The sequence below is a fragment of the Marinobacter sp. CP1 genome (assembly GCF_001266795.1).
In the GTDB taxonomy this organism is placed as follows: Bacteria; Pseudomonadota; Gammaproteobacteria; order Pseudomonadales; family Oleiphilaceae; genus Marinobacter; species Marinobacter flavimaris.
Genome location: NZ_CP011929.1, coordinates 2,052,784 through 2,069,148, shown reverse-complemented (window position 1 = coordinate 2,069,148; position 16,365 = coordinate 2,052,784). Strand labels below are relative to the sequence as shown.

At 54.7% G+C, this 16,365-nt stretch carries 14 protein-coding genes and 1 pseudogene; 7 read left to right on the top strand and 8 right to left on the bottom strand.

The features are described from left to right. The first annotated feature begins 59 nt into the window (after positions 1-59). Both ACP86_RS09560 and ACP86_RS09555 read left to right on the top strand, forming a co-directional pair. A complete protein-coding gene (locus ACP86_RS09560; protein WP_008176702.1) occupies positions 60-290 on the top strand; it encodes a DUF1653 domain-containing protein in 231 nt (76 codons plus the stop codon). A gap of 116 nt (positions 291-406) precedes the next feature. Next, positions 407-1,729: a Na+/H+ antiporter family protein gene (locus ACP86_RS09555; protein ID WP_053113467.1), complete on the top strand. Its 1,323-nt coding sequence runs from the start codon at positions 407-409 to the stop codon at positions 1,727-1,729. Between the two features lie 93 nt (positions 1,730-1,822). Here the strand turns inward: ACP86_RS09555 and ACP86_RS22625 are convergent, their stop codons facing one another. From ACP86_RS22625 to prlC, 3 genes are read right to left on the bottom strand one after another with little or no spacing between them, the layout of a single operon-like run. Further along, positions 1,823-2,014, bottom strand: coding sequence for a hypothetical protein (locus ACP86_RS22625; RefSeq protein WP_139216041.1), 192 nt, complete (start codon positions 2,012-2,014; stop codon positions 1,823-1,825). Between the two features lie 40 nt (positions 2,015-2,054). Further along, the gene (locus tag ACP86_RS09550) at positions 2,055-2,309 is read right to left on the bottom strand and encodes a YheV family putative zinc ribbon protein (protein WP_041645867.1); all 255 of its coding nucleotides are present in this window, start codon (positions 2,307-2,309) and stop codon (positions 2,055-2,057) included. Positions 2,310-2,366: 57 nt separating this feature from the next. Next, complete coding sequence (prlC, locus tag ACP86_RS09545; protein WP_053113466.1) at positions 2,367-4,412, bottom strand: oligopeptidase A; 2,046 nt, start codon at positions 4,410-4,412, stop codon at positions 2,367-2,369. A 484-nt stretch (positions 4,413-4,896) separates the two neighbouring features. On the opposite strand from prlC, the gene ACP86_RS09540 reads away from it, so the two are divergent. From ACP86_RS09540 to ACP86_RS09525, 4 genes are read left to right on the top strand one after another with little or no spacing between them, the layout of a single operon-like run. After that, the gene (locus ACP86_RS09540) at positions 4,897-5,949 is read left to right on the top strand and encodes a tyrosine-type recombinase/integrase (protein WP_227507859.1); all 1,053 of its coding nucleotides are present in this window, start codon (positions 4,897-4,899) and stop codon (positions 5,947-5,949) included. Further along, entirely contained in the window at positions 5,946-7,592 is a 1,647-nt protein-coding gene (locus ACP86_RS09535) for a hypothetical protein (RefSeq protein ID WP_053113464.1), read from the top strand. Before ACP86_RS09540 ends, ACP86_RS09535 begins: the two co-directional genes overlap by 4 nt. Next, positions 7,589-9,445: a tyrosine-type recombinase/integrase gene (locus ACP86_RS09530; RefSeq protein WP_053113463.1), complete on the top strand. Its 1,857-nt coding sequence runs from the start codon at positions 7,589-7,591 to the stop codon at positions 9,443-9,445. The genes ACP86_RS09535 and ACP86_RS09530 overlap by 4 nt, the downstream gene beginning before the upstream one ends. Continuing rightward, the gene (locus ACP86_RS09525) at positions 9,429-9,839 is read left to right on the top strand and encodes a DUF6262 family protein (RefSeq protein WP_053113462.1); all 411 of its coding nucleotides are present in this window, start codon (positions 9,429-9,431) and stop codon (positions 9,837-9,839) included. The genes ACP86_RS09530 and ACP86_RS09525 overlap by 17 nt, the downstream gene beginning before the upstream one ends. 342 nt (positions 9,840-10,181) lie before the next feature. Here the strand turns inward: ACP86_RS09525 and ACP86_RS23195 are convergent. The 4 genes and pseudogenes from ACP86_RS23195 to ACP86_RS09505 all read right to left on the bottom strand — a co-directional run. Continuing rightward, a pseudogene (locus ACP86_RS23195) lies at positions 10,182-10,346 on the bottom strand (IS110 family transposase); the annotation flags it as partial. Positions 10,347-10,387: 41 nt separating this feature from the next. Next, positions 10,388-10,921, bottom strand: a complete 534-nt coding sequence (gene gloA / locus ACP86_RS09515) for a lactoylglutathione lyase (RefSeq protein WP_053113460.1) — start codon at positions 10,919-10,921, stop codon at positions 10,388-10,390. Between the two features lie 43 nt (positions 10,922-10,964). Further along, positions 10,965-12,548, bottom strand: coding sequence for a GMC family oxidoreductase (locus ACP86_RS09510; protein ID WP_053113459.1), 1,584 nt, complete (start codon positions 12,546-12,548; stop codon positions 10,965-10,967). Positions 12,549-12,602: 54 nt separating this feature from the next. Continuing rightward, positions 12,603-13,028, bottom strand: a complete 426-nt coding sequence (locus ACP86_RS09505; RefSeq protein ID WP_200905087.1) for a hypothetical protein — start codon at positions 13,026-13,028, stop codon at positions 12,603-12,605. A 313-nt stretch (positions 13,029-13,341) separates the two neighbouring features. Between ACP86_RS09505 and ACP86_RS09500 the strand changes: the two genes are divergently transcribed. Then, the gene (locus tag ACP86_RS09500; protein ID WP_053113458.1) at positions 13,342-14,253 is read left to right on the top strand and encodes a LysR family transcriptional regulator; all 912 of its coding nucleotides are present in this window, start codon (positions 13,342-13,344) and stop codon (positions 14,251-14,253) included. A gap of 1,196 nt (positions 14,254-15,449) precedes the next feature. Here ACP86_RS09500 and ACP86_RS09490 read toward each other — a convergent pair. Further along, entirely contained in the window at positions 15,450-16,361 is a 912-nt protein-coding gene (locus ACP86_RS09490) for a TauD/TfdA family dioxygenase (protein WP_053113456.1), read from the bottom strand. Positions 16,362-16,365: the final 4 nt, after the last annotated feature.

The following is a 16,365-nucleotide window of genomic DNA, read 5'->3' as shown; positions in this document are numbered from 1 at the left end:
GCGTGCTGCGTCCTCTATAACTGCAAGGCCAGCATAGCCTGAAACCATCGAGGCCGAGAATGACCGAACGCAAGAACGACATACGCCCTGGCCGTTACCGGCACTATAAGGGCAAGGATTACGAAGTACTCGGGATCGCCCGGCACAGTGAAACTGAAGAACAGATGGTGGTTTATCGCTGCCTGTACGGTGATTACAGCCTCTGGGTACGCCCGCTGACCATGTTCCGGGAAACCGTGGAAATGGCCGGCGAACAGGTCCCCCGCTTTGCCCGCCTTGACGAAGTCTGACCGTTACACAACCGCTTTGACTACCGCGATCATTTCCTGCACATTACCGCGCTTTTCATGATGCCGGCCCCCAAAAGGGGCCGGAACAACTATTAATTCCTACCCGGAGTTTTGCCATGAATGCCGTCGTTGCCGCGGTCGCGATTATGCTCGTGCTGAGTTTGTGCCGCATCCACGTTGTTGTTGCCCTGATCATCGGTGCCGTATCCGGTGGCCTGATTGCAGGAATGTCCCTGGAAGCCACCATCGAAGCCTTCAATAGCGGCCTCGGCGGCGGTGCCACCGTGGCACTGTCCTACGCCACGCTCGGTGCCTTCGCCGTTGCCATCGGAAAATCCGGCCTCGCTCACGCCCTGGCCGACCGGGCCGTGGCTCTGGTCGGTCGCCAGGAAGAAGGCGCCGCCGTAAACGGCATCCGCTTTCTGATCATCGGCCTGCTGCTGGCCATTGCCATCTCGTCCCAGAACATCCTGCCGATCCACATCGCCTTCATCCCCCTGGTGGTACCGCCGCTGCTCTACGTGATGGCCAAACTGAACATGGATCGCCGCCTGGTGGCGTGCGTGCTGACTTTCGGCCTGATCACCCCCTACATGTTCCTGCCCGTCGGCTTCGGCGGCATCTACCTGAATGAAATCCTGATCGCCAAGATCAACGCCAACGGCGTCGACGCCTCCGGTCTGAGCGTCATGAAAGCCATGGCGCTGCCGGCACTGGGCATGTTGTGCGGCTTGCTGATCGCAGTCTTTTTCAGCTACCGCAGTGGTCGCACCTATAACCTGGAAACCATCACCAAGGCCGAGCGGGTAGACACCAGCTATAGCCCGCGCACCCTGGTTATGGCCTTGCTGGCCATCGTTACCGCCTTCGTGGTGCAGCTCTGGCTGGGCTCCATGATCCTGGGCGCCCTGGCCGGTTTCGTGCTCTTCAACCTGTCCGGTGTGGTGCGCTGGAAAGAAGCCGATGACCTGTTCACTGAAGGTATGAAGATGCTGGCCATGATCGGCTTCATCATGATCGCCGCCTCCGGCTTTGCCGAAGTGATGCGGGAAACCGGAGAAATCGCCAGCCTGGTGGACAGCTCCGTGGGCGTGATCGGCGAGAACAAGGCCATGGCCGCACTGCTGATGCTGGTGGTAGGTCTGCTAATTACCATGGGTATCGGCTCGTCCTTCTCCACCATCCCCATCATCGCGGCCCTATACGTGCCCCTGGCCCTGCAACTCGGCTTCAGCCCCCTGGCCATCGTGGCCCTGGTCGGCACCGCCGGCGCCCTGGGGGATGCCGGTTCCCCGGCCTCCGACTCCACCCTCGGCCCCACCGCCGGCCTGAACGCCGACGGCCAGCACAACCACATCTGGGATACCGTGGTGCCGACGTTCCTGCACTACAATTTGCCGCTGCTTGGCTTTGGGTGGTTGGCGGCTATGGTTCTCTGAGCTTGGAGTTTGCCGTCCCTTGTAGCCTTCGTGTTGAGGGGAATTGCGAGGGGGCCGTACTACTTTTCCCTTGGAAATGGCAACTCGCTGCGCTCAGACATCAATTTCCGGCGGGAAAAGTAGTACGGCCCCCTCACATAAGAACTCACGGATATCGCTAAAAAGATCTTGTTCTGAAGAAATATCTTTTGAGTCAGGTAGAGAGGGTGTGGGTGTGCTTTTCTGGCGGGGAAAAGATGTCTGAGCGAAGCGAGTTGCTTTTCCCCAGAAGAAAAGCATTCCCATGGCCTCTCCGCCCGCAAACCTGCAGGCTAGGAAGAACAGCTTACTCGTCGTCGGCAGAAGACTTGAAGAACACGACCTGCTTGACCGTGTGATCGTCCTCGTTCTTGCGCTTGTTCACCCGCGTCTCAAGCTCGGGGTTGGACGGCTGTTCGGCGTCAGACACTGCATCGGTGAAGCCACAGGCCACGCACTCGCGAACCTGGTCATCGTCGTCGGTGGTGAACATCATGATCTTGTCCATCTCCGCGCAGCGAGGACAGACGGCGCCGGCGATAAAACGTTTTGGACTCGCCATATAAATACTCCCGTTTGGAACAACCGGCAGCCTTTACGACTGCCGGCTCAAATTGGGTCAGGCCGCTTCGTCCGTGATGCCGGTTTGTTTCAGTAGCGCATCCACCTGCGGTTCGCGACCCCGGAAGGCCTTGAACAATTCCATCGGCTCCTGTGAGCCGCCTTTCTCCAGAATATTATGGAGGAAGGCCTTGCCGGTTTCCGGGTCGAAGATACCTTTTTCCTCGAACAGGGAGAAGGCATCGGCCGCCAGCACTTCCGCCCACTTGTAGCTGTAGTAGCCAGCCGCATAGCCACCGGCAAAGATGTGCGAGAAGGAGTTGGGGAAGCGGTTGAATTCCGGGGCTTCCACCACGGCAATCTCGCTTCGCACCTTGCGATGCATATCCAGCGGGTTGGTGGGCGCTTCGTCGGTGAATTCCGCGTGCAGGCGGAAGTCGAACAATGAAAATTCGAGCTGGCGCACCATGCCCATGCCGGACTGGAAGTTCTTGGCCGCCAGCAGTTTCTGCAGCAGATCTTCCGGCAGCGGCTCACCGGTTTCGTGGTGCGAGGCGATCAGGCCCAGGGATTCCGGATTCCAGCACCAGTTTTCCAGGAACTGGCTGGGCAGCTCGACGGCGTCCCAGGCGACACCGTTGATGCCGGACACATCCAGCACGTCCACCTGGGTCAGCATGTGATGCAGGCCGTGGCCGAATTCGTGGAACAGGGTGGTGACCTCATCGTGGGTCAGCAGTGACGGCTTGCCGCTGACCGGCGGTGTGAAGTTGCAGGTCAGGAAGGCTACCGGCAACTGGAGCTGGCCACGCAGGTTGCGCCAGCGCACCCGGCAATCGGCCATCCAGGCACCGCCACGTTTGCCTTGGCGGGCATAGAGGTCGAGATAGAACCAGGCCAGGGGCTCACCGTTGCGACTGATACAGTAGGCCGTCGCATCCTCGTGCCAGGTTTCCACTTCCGGCTTCGCTTCAATCTGGACATCGAACAGCTTCTCTGCGACACGGAATAGTCCGGGCACCACCTTGTTCACCGGGAACCAGGGACGCAGGGTTTCCGGAGAGATGTCGTAGCGCTTCTGGCGAAGTTTTTCGCTGTAATAGCCGATATCCCAGGCCTGCAGCTCCTCGGCGCCGTACTCGTCTTTCGCGAACGCCTTGAGCTCGGCAAATTCTTTCTCGGCCTGTGGCTTGGACTTGGCCGCCAGTTGGTTCAGGAAGTCCAGGACCTCCTCGCTGCTGCGGGCCATCTTGGTGGCCAGGGAGCGCTCGGCGTAGTTGTCAAAGCCCAGCAGCTTGGCCTGGGCGTGGCGGCGCTTGAGGATTTCCGCCATCACCGGGGTGTTGTCCCACTGGCCGGCATCCGGGCCCTGGTCGGAGGCGCGGGTCACAAAGGCCTCATAGACTTCCCGGCGCAGATCCCGGTTGTCGCAGTAGGTCATGACCGGGAAGAAGCTGGGGAAATCCAGGGTGATGACATAGCCGTCCCGTTCCTTCTGGCGGGCGGCCTGTTTGGCGCTTTCAATAGCGGTCTCGGGGACGCCGGCGAGCTCATCGACGTCGGTGATATGTTTGAACCAGTGCTGGGTAGCATCCAGCACGTTATCACTGAACTTGTTGGACAGCTCGGACAGCTCCCGGGACAACTCGGCATACTGCTTTTTCTTGTCTTCCGGCAGGTCGACACCACCCAGATGGAAATCCCGGAGGGTGTTTTCCACAGACTTGCGCTGGGCTTCGCTCAGGTTCTTGAAGTCTTCTCGCTCGGCCAGCTTCTTGTAGGCGTTGCAGAGTGCCGCATTCTGGCTCACCTCGGTGCTGTACTCGGTGAGCTTCTCCAGGCAGTTTTTGTAAACCTTGCGCAGCTCGTCGTTGTTCATCACGCCGTTCAGGTGCGAAATCACTGACCAGGCATTGCTCAGCTTGTCATCCAGCGCCTGCATCGGCTGGGCCAGGGTTTCCCAGGTGGGATCGTCCTGGTCTGCGATTTGGCTGATTTTCATCCGGTTTTCACTGAGAATCTGGTCAATTGCCGTTTCCATGTGTTCGGTGCGGACATGGTCAAATTTCGGCAACAGGTCGTCAGTCAGTAACGGGTTATTCATAGGTCCCCTTCTCAGTTCGTCGAATCTTGGGTAGTTTGGTTTCTTAATTCTATGGGGCTGGCACCTGTGGGAGAGGTCCTTCCAAAACACGCTCCTGGCGGCACCCCTCCGGGGTCCGGCCTGCAATCATAGATTGCAGTCGTTCGGCTGAAGCATGAAGCTTTGCTTCATAAACGCTCAGCCTCACCCATGTGACGCTTGACTGTCGCCATCCATGGCGACAGACAGTTTTGGAAGGACCTCTCCCACAGGCGCCCCGGGCCTCCGGGTATACGCGTTCAATTTCACTTTAACAGGTACTATGTAATGTTTTGTACCCCAGAATATGCCACCCCTTAATTGCACCCAAATAGAAACCAGATATACTGATTAAAAATACAGTATTTGAGAGTCAAGGGTGGAGTTCCTTTTATCTACGTCAGAGTTTGGGGTCAGGGGCCATTCTTATCAAGGGTTCCCCATTCTTCTTAAAGGCAACCATGATGTGTTTGTCGAAGGAATGGAGTTTCTCGTTTATCACTGCTTAAAGCGTGGAAGTGTCCAAAGCCGAAGCAGTTGGGAAACGTTCGGGAGAGACTTGTGTGACTATTTCGAGTTCATAGAAGCCAATGGGTTTGATTGGCGAGAGCTTGATCACCGAAATCACGAAACCCTGTTAGCCCTGTATCGTGACGTTTCCTTTGATCGCTTTAACCTCAGTACCTCGACGGTCAACAGACGACTGCATCTGGTCATCAAGTTCTATCAATTTGCTCTGAAGCAAGGTTGGGTACATACACTGCCTTATGACCTTGAGACGGTAAGAGTCAGACAGCCCAAGGGATTCCTGGCACACACGGACACATCGGGAGGGTATGCCGTTAAGCCGGATGTGCTGCTGAAGACCTCACCAACCAAGATCAAAGTCCTCAACAAAGAACAAGTGGATGAACTGCTCAAACATATCAAGAACAAGACGCTTCGGTTGATCGTTCGACTGGCCTTGCTAACCGGTTTGCGAAAAGAAGAGTTGCTGACGTTGCCAGTTACTTGTGTGTCAGCACCCCAATCGACCTCGGCTCGAAGTCATGTGGTGGTTGAACTTGATCCCCAACAGATGAGCACCAAGGGAGACAAACCACGGACGATTCATGTGCCGATTTCCTTGATGGCCGACCTCTGGGATTACGTGATTCACGAACGTCATGAAACGACCCGAAAACACGGGACAGCCCCCAAAACCCTCTTCGTGACGGCAAAGGGAAATCCCTGGAGCATTCGTACCTCGCTCAACAATTCACTGAACCGATTGGAACTGTCGTTTGCCTGCCATCCTCACATCCTGCGTCACACCTACGCGACGCACACCCTGAAATCGCTGATGTCCCGCAAGAGCATCACGTTCAATCCCTTGATCTATGTGCGAGATCGGTTGGGGCACAACAGCATCACGACCACGGAAAAATACCTGCACTTTCTGGACGACATCGAAGACGATCTGCGCACCAGGTATCAGGAAGAAATTGAAGAAACGGCAAGGGAGGCAGCCTGCGCATGAAAAAGGATTTCACGATAGAGGAGCACGAGATCGGCGTTCAGGGCGCTGGCGAGACGGCGACCGAGACGAAAGCCGCCACCGTTGATCAAGCGCCGGTTTTAAAACCGGCGAACACCGTCGTTGCCTTTCCCGAAAACACATCAAACAGGCGGTCCGCAGACGTCAGTCCGTTTTACGGTCAGGGCTATGACGACATCACCGCCGCCTGCCACCGCACCCTCGAAAAGCTGGTTGCCGAGAGCGTCAAAACGACGGGAAAGTCCCTCAGCCTGACCACGATTGTTGGTTACTGGAACTCTGGCTTTCGTTACTTTGCGCCCTTCCTGTCGCTGCTTCACGCTGCCAGCGAAGAATGCCTGACCATGGCGGATCTGAACGCCGACACCATCAAACAATTTCTCCAGTACCTGAGAAACGAACCCATCGAATACGGGGCTCAGAAGAACTACTTCACTGCTACTAAATCTCTGCTCAGGGCCTGTCATCGATTCGGCTTCTGGCCGGAGGCGGACATGACAACCGTCTGGCCTCGCAATCCATTCCCGAACCTCAATAAGCGAACTAAGAGTCAGAAAGCCCTCACCAAGAACGAGAAGCGGCTCCTGATCAAAGCGCTAAGGATCGAGATGGAACGCATCGTGGCCCATTCGGAGCCGCTAACCAACTACGATTTGACCGTGTGCGTCCTGTCCATCGCGCTGTCCACCGGCATGAACGTGACGCCCATCCTGGAGTTGGTCGCGGATTGTGTGCAGCCCCACCCGCTCAAAGCCAACCTGCGCCTGCTCGTGAGCTTTAAACGCCGTGGCAGGTCCACGCACGTGGTGGCTCTTCGGAAGTCGGAGGAGGTGGCCGAGATGGCCAGTATCCACCTCTATGCCGCCGATGCCATTGATCTGATCCATACGAGAAACGCCACGATACGCGCCCAGTTCGATGACCCACATCGGCTGCTGGTCTACGAGAGCAGTAGTGGAACTACTGCTGGAAAACCTTGCCGACTTTCGGCTCAAGTTTTGCAAAGATCAATCAAGCGACTTGTCGACCGACACCAGCTTCAAACGGACGATGGCAAACCGCTCGCTTTGAACGTCAGTCGATTGCGCCAGACGCTCCTGAATCGCGTTTGGGAGCTGTCCGGGCAGGACCCGTTGATTACTGCCAGAACGGGGCGACATACGGTTCAGACCGGCGACGCCCACTACTGGGAAGCGCCGCCTGAAGCGGAAACCAACATGCGGTTCCTGGGCGAAGCCCGCGTGGAAGCCATGCTCAGCACATCGACGATCATTGCCAGTGATCGAACGCCTGTGTCGTCGTGTAAGGATGTCCGTCGAGGGCACCGTGCCCCGAAAAACGGTGAGCCCTGTCAGGACTACTTGGGCTGCTTCCGATGCAAGAGCTTTGTGGTGACTGGTGACGACTTGTATCGGCTGTTCAGCTTCTACTGGGCCGCTCTGCGGAACTACGACACCTTTGGTGGCAAGCGTTGGACGAAATACCTCAAGCAAGTCATCCGTCTGATTGATGAGGAGATTGCTCCTCTCTTTGATGCGACTCTGGTGTCCGAGCAACGGGAAAAGGCCAAACACAACCCCCATCCCTTCTGGCGAGACCTCAGCATGGCGAGGATGGCGGTATGAGCATAATCACAGGCGCAGAGTTGCTGACCGACCGCGAACGGCTGTTGAAGGCGTTGCCCGGTGGAGAGGTGCTGCAAGGCATCATGACCACAGACCGGGCCGAGGGCGCACTCTACGTGCTCTCAAGGTACGAAGACCCGCAGTGGTGGCTGCCCAAATCCAAGGACACCGGCAACCACCGCGACAGCCACCGTAAGCTGGACTTTACGCGGATCAGCGGCGAGCAACTGTGTGCCGAAGCCAAGCTCGTGATTGCACGCTCTATTTGGGCGGAAAATTCGTTGGCCAACGCGACGATCAGAACTCGCTTCGAAAACCTGGTGCATTGGCTGAACTGGCTACACGGTCAGGGCATTCGCTCGCACACGCAGGTTACCCCGTTGGTGGCATTACGCTACGTGCAATACGTCCGCGGTTTGACCTTGCCCAACAAGCCGGGAACACCCTTGAGTGGCACGACAAAGTTTTACAGGTTGTTTGCGATCGAACTCTGCTGGAAGGGCCTCCGGGCCACTGCGAGCGGCTTTGATCACCCCTGGCCCGACGGCTCGGCCACGGCGTTGGCCGGAATGAAACAGGATCGCAAATCCAAAACTGAGATCATCCCCGATGACGTTCTGAAGCAGCTGTTCCAGCACGCGGAGTCATTGCTCCGCCAAGCCGACGATCTTCTGGCGCACCGGGATGCCGTGGCGGCTTATCAACCGCGCTCGAAACTCCCGAATACCCAATCTACAGAGAAAACCCGCTTCCTGAAAACCCGAGGCTGGGATCGGGGAGTGGCAGCCCTGAAACAAACGCTGACCAACCTGCGAGACGGGTGCTTTGTGATCATTCTGGCCACCACCGGCATCCGCGCCCATGAATTGGGCCAGATCCATCGGGGCGACTGGTTCAGCCAGGTTCGGGACGGCGAGCGATTTTACTTCCTTGTCTCCCGCTCGGACAAAACCCATGCGGGCAAGACCTCCTGGCTATGCCCGAAGATTGCCATCGAAGCCGTGAATGTCCTGGAGCGGCTCTCAGCACCCTTCCAGCATGGCTTGGAAGCAGCGTTGGAAGCGGCCAAGGAGGCGGAAGACCTACAGGAAATAACCCGTTTACGGGCGATCTCCGGCGCGGTGGGACTGACCAAATCCCCGCCGAACCACAATAACCGCCTTACCCGACTAAGTGGTGCATCTCTGGATACAACCTTAAAAAACTTTACGAAGGCTCTTGGACTGGACTGGAAGCTGTCGTCGCACCAGTTCCGGCGCACTTTCGCCAACTACGTGGTCCACCACAAGCTTGGCGATCTACGGTATCTGCGGGATCACTTCAAGCACTGGAGCCTCGATATGACCATCCTGTACGTGATGAATGAGGCTCAGGATCTGGAGCTGTACGACGAAATATATGCCGCGTTTGATCACAAACGTCAGGCAATTGTGGGTCACTGGTTGGAGCCCGATACGCTGCTTTCCGGTGGCATGGCCGGTCACATCCTTCAGATGCGCAGCCGCACCGAGGAGGTACGCACCTACAAAGATCGGCGGGCGATGGTCGAGGCCATCAGCGAGCTGGTGTACCTGCGCTCCACAGGCATCGCCTGGTGTACCAATGACACGGGTGTGGACTGCGCCGGTGGTCAATGCGAAGGCTGTGAGCACGGCTGTATCGACGATACCCACAAACCGTTCTGGGAAGGGCTCTACCTACAACAGATTGAACTGCGTCAGATCGACGACCTGACCGACTCCGGCCTGAAGACCGTCAAGCGCACCATGGAACGCTGTATAAAGGTGTTGACCGATCTCGGCGTGGACATCAACCGCCTCAAGGAGCAACTGGCTGATGCCAAAGCCATCTGAATCAGACACCCACAAGCGTATCCGTCTGGCCATTGTTCGACTGGAAAACGGCCAGCCCAAGGTGGTGGAGAAGGGACGCAAGATCTCCGTAGCGGCGGTGGCTGAGGAGGCCGGAGTCAGTCGTGCCCTTATCCACAAAGACTACCCTGACCTGATGGAGCGCATCCGGGGCAATGCCAACAAAGCGATCCAGAGACAGCGTGATGAAAAGCACGATAAACTCAAGGATGAGAGAGCCAAGAACCGTCAGCTGCGAGAAAAAATCGTTGAGCTGACTGAGCAGCGCAATAAACTCGCCTCCAAAAACGCGACCTTAGAGCTCGAAAATCGTCGTCTCTCTTCAATTCTGGAAAGTAAAAACGTGACAGTTTTTTGGGGTAAACCAAGTGAGTAGTCTTATACATATTTTTGCCGCCCCAGCCACGTTATTGTGACATAAGTCGCCAGTTCGGCCGGTACTCTTTCCCTTGCACCCAACTAAACAGAAGCGAACATTCAAATCAGGGCTTTTCTCCGGAGTCTCCAAGCTAATCACGGCCATTTCATCCAGTATGATTGGCGGTGCAAATTGCAGGCGCTTCATGATTACATGGGAGAGATGCAAGGCACAGCTAATTGCTTTTATAGTGTCAAAGGACTGATCGATTAAAGGTGAATATCTTTGCGATAGCGGTATGCGGATCAATGCCGGGAATCGCCATCAGTCGCTTGGCCTGTTCATCCTTGCGAGCCATCGACCCTGAGGAATAATCAGGCCGAAATCAGCCAGTAATCCACGAATCTGGTTTATCCGAACGATGTGTTCCTTGGTTATTCCGCTTCGAATACGATGCAGACACAGCACCGCCTGCTGGTCTTCTGTCTTCACCGCAACGAAGCGCATATTTGAATTGGGCACGGATCCAGATGGATCCGTGCTTGATACATGAAAAAGGCGAGGAATCAGTCTCCCAGATTGCTCAGGCGTTGCGCCTCGACAATCTCGATCCAGTAACCGTCCACGTCCTTGATAAAGGCAACATCTTTCATCTTGCCCTGTTCCGGACGTTTCACATAGGTGACGTCATTGGCGTCAAACCATGCAATTGCCGCGTCCAGATCCGGTACGGAAAAACAGATGTGTCCGAAGCCCTGGGGTTGCGCGTTTCCATCGTGGTACGCGAAGTTTTCCTGACTCTCTGTGCCCCAGTTGTGTGTAAGCTCCAGGATGCCTGTCTGACTGAAGGTCCAGACGGTACGACCGCCTTTATCCTCAGGAACGTTGTTGTCGTCATCCAGCTTGGCCAGGAAATACAGCGAAAACTGCATTTCCTCGAAATCCAGCTTCCGCAGCACACGCATCCCGAAAATGTGTGTGTAGAAGCTCAGCGCCTTCTCCGGATCTTTGATCCGGAGCATCGTATGGTTCAGACGGAATCCTGAAGATTCTTTGGTCGGGGATTTTACTCCCGGGTAGTTTTCACCAGTAAAACTCATAGAACGAATCCTGAGTGATGGTTAGTTTATTGAATGAGGGCGCTCAGACTGCCCCCTGCTTAAGCATCTTCCCGAGTTTTTCGGATTGGCGGAGTGCCATGGCCACAATGGTCAGCGTCGGATTTTCCGCTGCAGAGGTGGTGAACTGGCTGCCATCTGAAATAAACAGGTTCGGAATGTCGTGGGTCTGTCCAACACCGTTGCAAACGCCGTCCTGGGCCTTTGCGCTCATGCGGCATGAGCCAAGGTTATGGGTAGACGGATACGGCGGCGTACGAATGGTTTTTTTGGCACCTACGGCATTGTAAATGGCCTCACCACGTTCAAAAGCGTGCTCGCGCATTGCAACATCGTTCGGGTGATCGTCGTAATGGACATTCGCCACAGGCATGCCGTAGGCGTCTTTGACGTCGGTATTGAGCGTAATGCGGTTGCTCTCACGAGGCATGTCCTCGCCAACCAGCCACATACCGGCCATATAGGAGTATTGATCCATGGCATCGGTGAACTCGGCACCCCACGCGCCTGGATTCAGGAACGCCGCCATGAATGGCAGGCCGAGGGACAGAGTTTCCATCTCATAGCCGCCTACAAAACCCCGTGATGGGTCATGGCGTGCTTCATCTGAAATGATGCCCGCCATGGTCGTGCCACGGTACATGTTGACCTGCTCTTCGAATGTGGCATAAACGGAACCGGTCATATGGCGCATATAGTTGCGACCCACCTGTCCGGAGCTGTTTGCCAGCCCGTCAGGGAACATGCTGGACGCAGAGTTCAACAGCATGCGTGGAGTCTCAAGAGAGTTACCTGCAACCGCCACGACTCGCGCTTTCTGACGCTGCTCTTTGCCGTCCTTGTCAAAATAGACCACTCCACTGATGCGGCCTTTTTTGTCATGCTCAATGCGCGCAACGTGGGACTCGGGACGAATTTCGAGGTGTCCTGTTGCTACGCCTTCGGGTAACTCGGTATACAGCGTCGACCACTTGGCGCCGAAACGACAACCCTGGAAGCAGAAGCCGCGCTGCTGGCAGGCCAGACGACCATCACGTGGCTGACTATTGATGGCCATGTGACCGGTGTTGCAGCTGTATCCAAGCTTTTCGGCGCCGGCATGCATTACCTTGAAGTTGTTGTTGCCGGGCAGGCCACCAATACCGTTGGTGCGCGTGACACCCATGCGGTCTTCGGCTTTTGCGTAATACGGTTCCAGGTCGTCATAGCCGATTGGCCAGTCGAGCAGGTTTGCCTCGTCAACCTTGCCGTAGGTGCTCAAAGCCTTGAATTCGTGAGGTTGGAAACGGAGACTTGCGCCAGCCCAGTGGATTGTAGTGCCACCTACCGCCTTAACGATCCAAGCGGGTAGCCCAGCGAAATCCTTGGCGAGGCGGAAACTGCCGGAGGTGGTGCGGGGATCCAGCCAGGCCAGTTGCGAGAACGAAGCCCATTCATCAGCCAGAAAGTCGGCCTTATCGTGAAGAGGGCCAGCCTCAAGAACGACCGTATTGATACCTTGCTGAGCCAGGCCGTTAGCCAGTGTTCCTCCACCGGCCCCGGAACCGATGATAACGACTACGTCATCGTCGTTGTGGGCAAAGGTTTTTTGTTTTTCAGTCAATGACATGGGATTTCTCCGGACTGTTTTTTTATAGGAATTCTTAAAGGGAGCAACGGAAAATCAGCTTGGTCTGATTCCACTGTCTGCTCGGGCAGGGTCTGGCAACCATTCAAGATCATCAAAACCGCTGTAGAGGTAACCCCCGTCGCCCTTGGAGCCCTCATAGCCGAAGTGTGCAAAGGCCAGTTCATTGTTATAGAGGGAGACGACAGCCGTGCTCCGGATGGTCTCGAAGAACTCTGAGCCGGCGATTGCCTCGACATGGCGGAATTGTTCTTCCGAACCCAGAGCAAGCCAGTCACCACCAGCACGTTGGTTAAGGTCTTTCACGCCATTAGCCAGCATGGAATGAATCGAGGGATTTTTGTCGAGGTCTTTGACTACAAACGCATAAACCGCATCTTCCAGGGTCTCGTGAGGAAAGATGTGACGGGTGAGTTTGAGGATTGTCTCGCCCTCTGCCGTGCTAAGAATCTGCAGTGGCATTGACCAGGCCCTGGAAGGTGCCAGTAAGGCGATTGATCCGTTGCTGAATGCCAGGGTTCCAACGAGGGCATTTCGGGTATTTCTGAGAAAATTTCTTCTTGATAGTGACATCGGTACTCCCCGTGGGATTCGGGCTTCGCACAGTCGGCCAAGCGCCTTTTCCCCATTTTTTGTTGTGATGTTGATTTGATCCTCTGGAGTCATTTCAGATTAGTCATTAGTTGAGGTTGTTTAACAGAAAAATTTCTGGTTTTCTTAATTCCATAAACTGGAACAATAGTGAGCTTTTGCTCCTACTACGGAACTGCGGTTTATGTACGATCGTTTTCGTTTGCTTAAAATCTTTGCGACGGCTGCCCGCTCAGAGAGTTTTCGCGATGCAGCCTTTCAGTTGCGTACATCCCCCCAAACCATCAGTCGGGGAATTAAAGAGCTCGAAGATCAGTTGGGAGAGCTTCTTTTTCACCGGAGTACCCGAAGGATCCAAATGACGAAATTCGGTGAACAGTTTTTACAGGATTCGAACAGCCTTTTGTCTGAGCTGGAGCTGCTGTTCGAGGACTCAACATCACCGGATAGAGAGCATTACGAAGGTAGGGTAGGTATTACCGCGCCCCACTCAATTGGCCGGGGCCGTGTTTTGCCTCTTCTCGAATCCTTTATCTGGACGTCCCCTGCATGTTTGATTGATTTGCGATTGGAGGACCAGGTTACCGACACCGTCGGGGCGCAGATCGACATAGGAATTCGTGTTGGCATGCTGCGGGATAACCGGTTCGTCGCCAAAGAAGCCGGAAAAGTTCCTTTGATGGTGGTAGGCACTCCGGAATTGATCCGCGAGGTAGGAGAACCCAAAACGATCTCGGACCTGATGCATTGTCCTATCTCAGGCAGGATTGATCGAAATTCCGGAAGGGTCTGGCCATGGCGATTTAACGGATTTACACACACGCCCCATAATCCACGATTCCTGTCGGATGACCCGGAAACTGAACTGCGTGCCGCATTGAACGGTTGGACGTTCGGACAAATTGCGGCATTTCTCGTAATTCCCTACATCAGGGAAGGACTTTTGGTGCCGGTGTTGCGACAGTTTGAACCAACGCCATTGCCCCTTTACGTTTATCGACCTCAGCGGGGGCCGGTCCCGGCGAGGGTTCGAAAAGTTTTTGATATTCTGACTGAAGGCTTTGCCGATGAAGAGTCCTTTCCGTCGGTCATCTAGGTGTCCTATCTGCGGGCAGCTGAAATCGGTGACCGGTTTGCCATGGAACATGGTTGCAAGCGCTTACCGCACGGGCGGGCCCAATGAATACCGAAAACGTCACTTGGCGTTTGGACTATCTGCTCGATGATGAGACTCCATTCGAGGAAGACCCTGAAAATTCAAGAGTGAGGGCTGCATAACAGGCCCAATTCCAATTTTGGCCTGTTATCGAGTGAGTCGAGCGGCCCGACTCAGCACATCGTTATGCCCAAATTTGAATGTTCGCTTTGCGACCTTCGGTACCCCAGACAAGACTAGACAGAAGCGGACCTTTTTATCACTCCTAGATGATCCAGATAAGTGATCCTGGATAGTCGTCCAAAGGTAACCGGGGTTACTAAGCAGAGAAGGGCTCCGGGATTGTGGAGACGTCGGGAAGAGAGTGGAAAGGCCGATTTAGAGTCGCGGGCGGGTTCTTGCAAAAGATGGTATCCCACTTAATCTTGATAGTGAATATAACTGTGCAAAATGCCTCTTAAATACTTCAGTACGGCGTTTAGGATTGTAAAAATGGATATTTCCCTGCGTTCTGGTTTCAATCAGTCCACAATTCTCGAATCAGGTCTGGCTCCGAGAGCCCTTCAGAATCTTGCATTAAGCCTTGAGATAATCGGGTTTGGTGCACTGTCAGGGGCGGTTGAAGCGAACGCGCTTGCCAGTCTCAAGCGAGAGGCCGCACAACGTAGAGCGGGCGCTCGATTGGTTTACGGGACAAAACCCTGTTTGCATAGCGCCTGTCTAGCGGGGTTGGGAAATGCAGGTTTCGAATTTCTCCATGGAAGGCTGATTCAGAATGTCTTGTATGCCCTGTTTAATGAACCTCTCGAATTGGAGGAAGGTGCGAGTTGCTACACCTACTACAGTGCAGGAGATTGCCTGGGGCCCCATCTTGACCATCCGCGCCAATGCGCGGTCACTGTTATTCTTTACGTGGATGTAAGGACGCCCGCCAGAAAGGCTGCTGATACAGGACTCCAGTTGCGTATTCTGGAGAATGACGATGGTGGACCGGGCCCTATTAGGGCCGCTTTGCGAACCGAGCTCGGAGGGATTTTAGTCGGATTGGGATCAGAGCACTGGCATGAGCGGCCGCGGCTAAGGGCGGGAGAACGACTCACAGCATTAACTGCTTGTTTTTCCCTCCGTCCCTGATTTCAATATGTAGAAGAACTTTGGGGATTGAGTTTTAGAATTGTTCCGTTTTCGATGGGGGCTCGGGAGACGTACGTGCCTTTTATCCATCGATCCTTGCCATTGTACCGGGGTTCGAAAGGGGTTCTTGCATGCAAGCAGCGTTTATTGTTCAGTATCAGGAGAGAATTTGCATAGTTTTTAACAGGTTTTGCAGACTGCCTTATGGCTAGGTTAAGGATGTCGATGGCTTCTCTAGATTGTTTGTCAGTCCCGGAAACGTTCTCTTCATCGTACTTAATGGTGACGTTGCCTTGTTCGTAATTGAGTATGGCTTTACAGACAGTTTTCTGAGGAGTTTGACTGACCAGATGTATAAATCGTGGTTCAAACAGAATCTTTATTATTTTGTCCGGTAATATTTTGATGACATCATCCACATAAGCAATCAAGTTAACTGAAAGTAGATCGTTGCGGATGCAGAACAAGAGCGTGTAGTCAGGGGCCAGTTGGGTATGCGCGGAACCATCCGAGTGAAACCCCAGCATTTTACGCGAATTAATGAAGGAGCTCGATTGTTCGTATCCGCAAACCGGGTATATGTCGTAGATAAGGTAGTCGCTATTCTCTTGGTAACCGAAGATTTTCCCAAGAGTCTGGCCGATACATCCAACGATTCCTGTGGCCTGGGAGACATTAGACTCTTCCGGAGGTGGGTAGGCGAGTGGAGTTGGCGGTATCCTTTCAGTAATGGGGATGTCAGTAAATTGATAGTGCTTATACTCCCCATTCTCCAGCTTCTTCAGAATGCTTTTTGTTTCCGGCGAGAGAAGTGCGCAAAGACTTCTTGTTTGCTCCAGGAATTGTTTCGGGTCTTTGAAGTGGGGTAAGGGGGGGCGGTTTAGCTGCCACTGCTCTGGTGTGTCGGCAAACATTAGT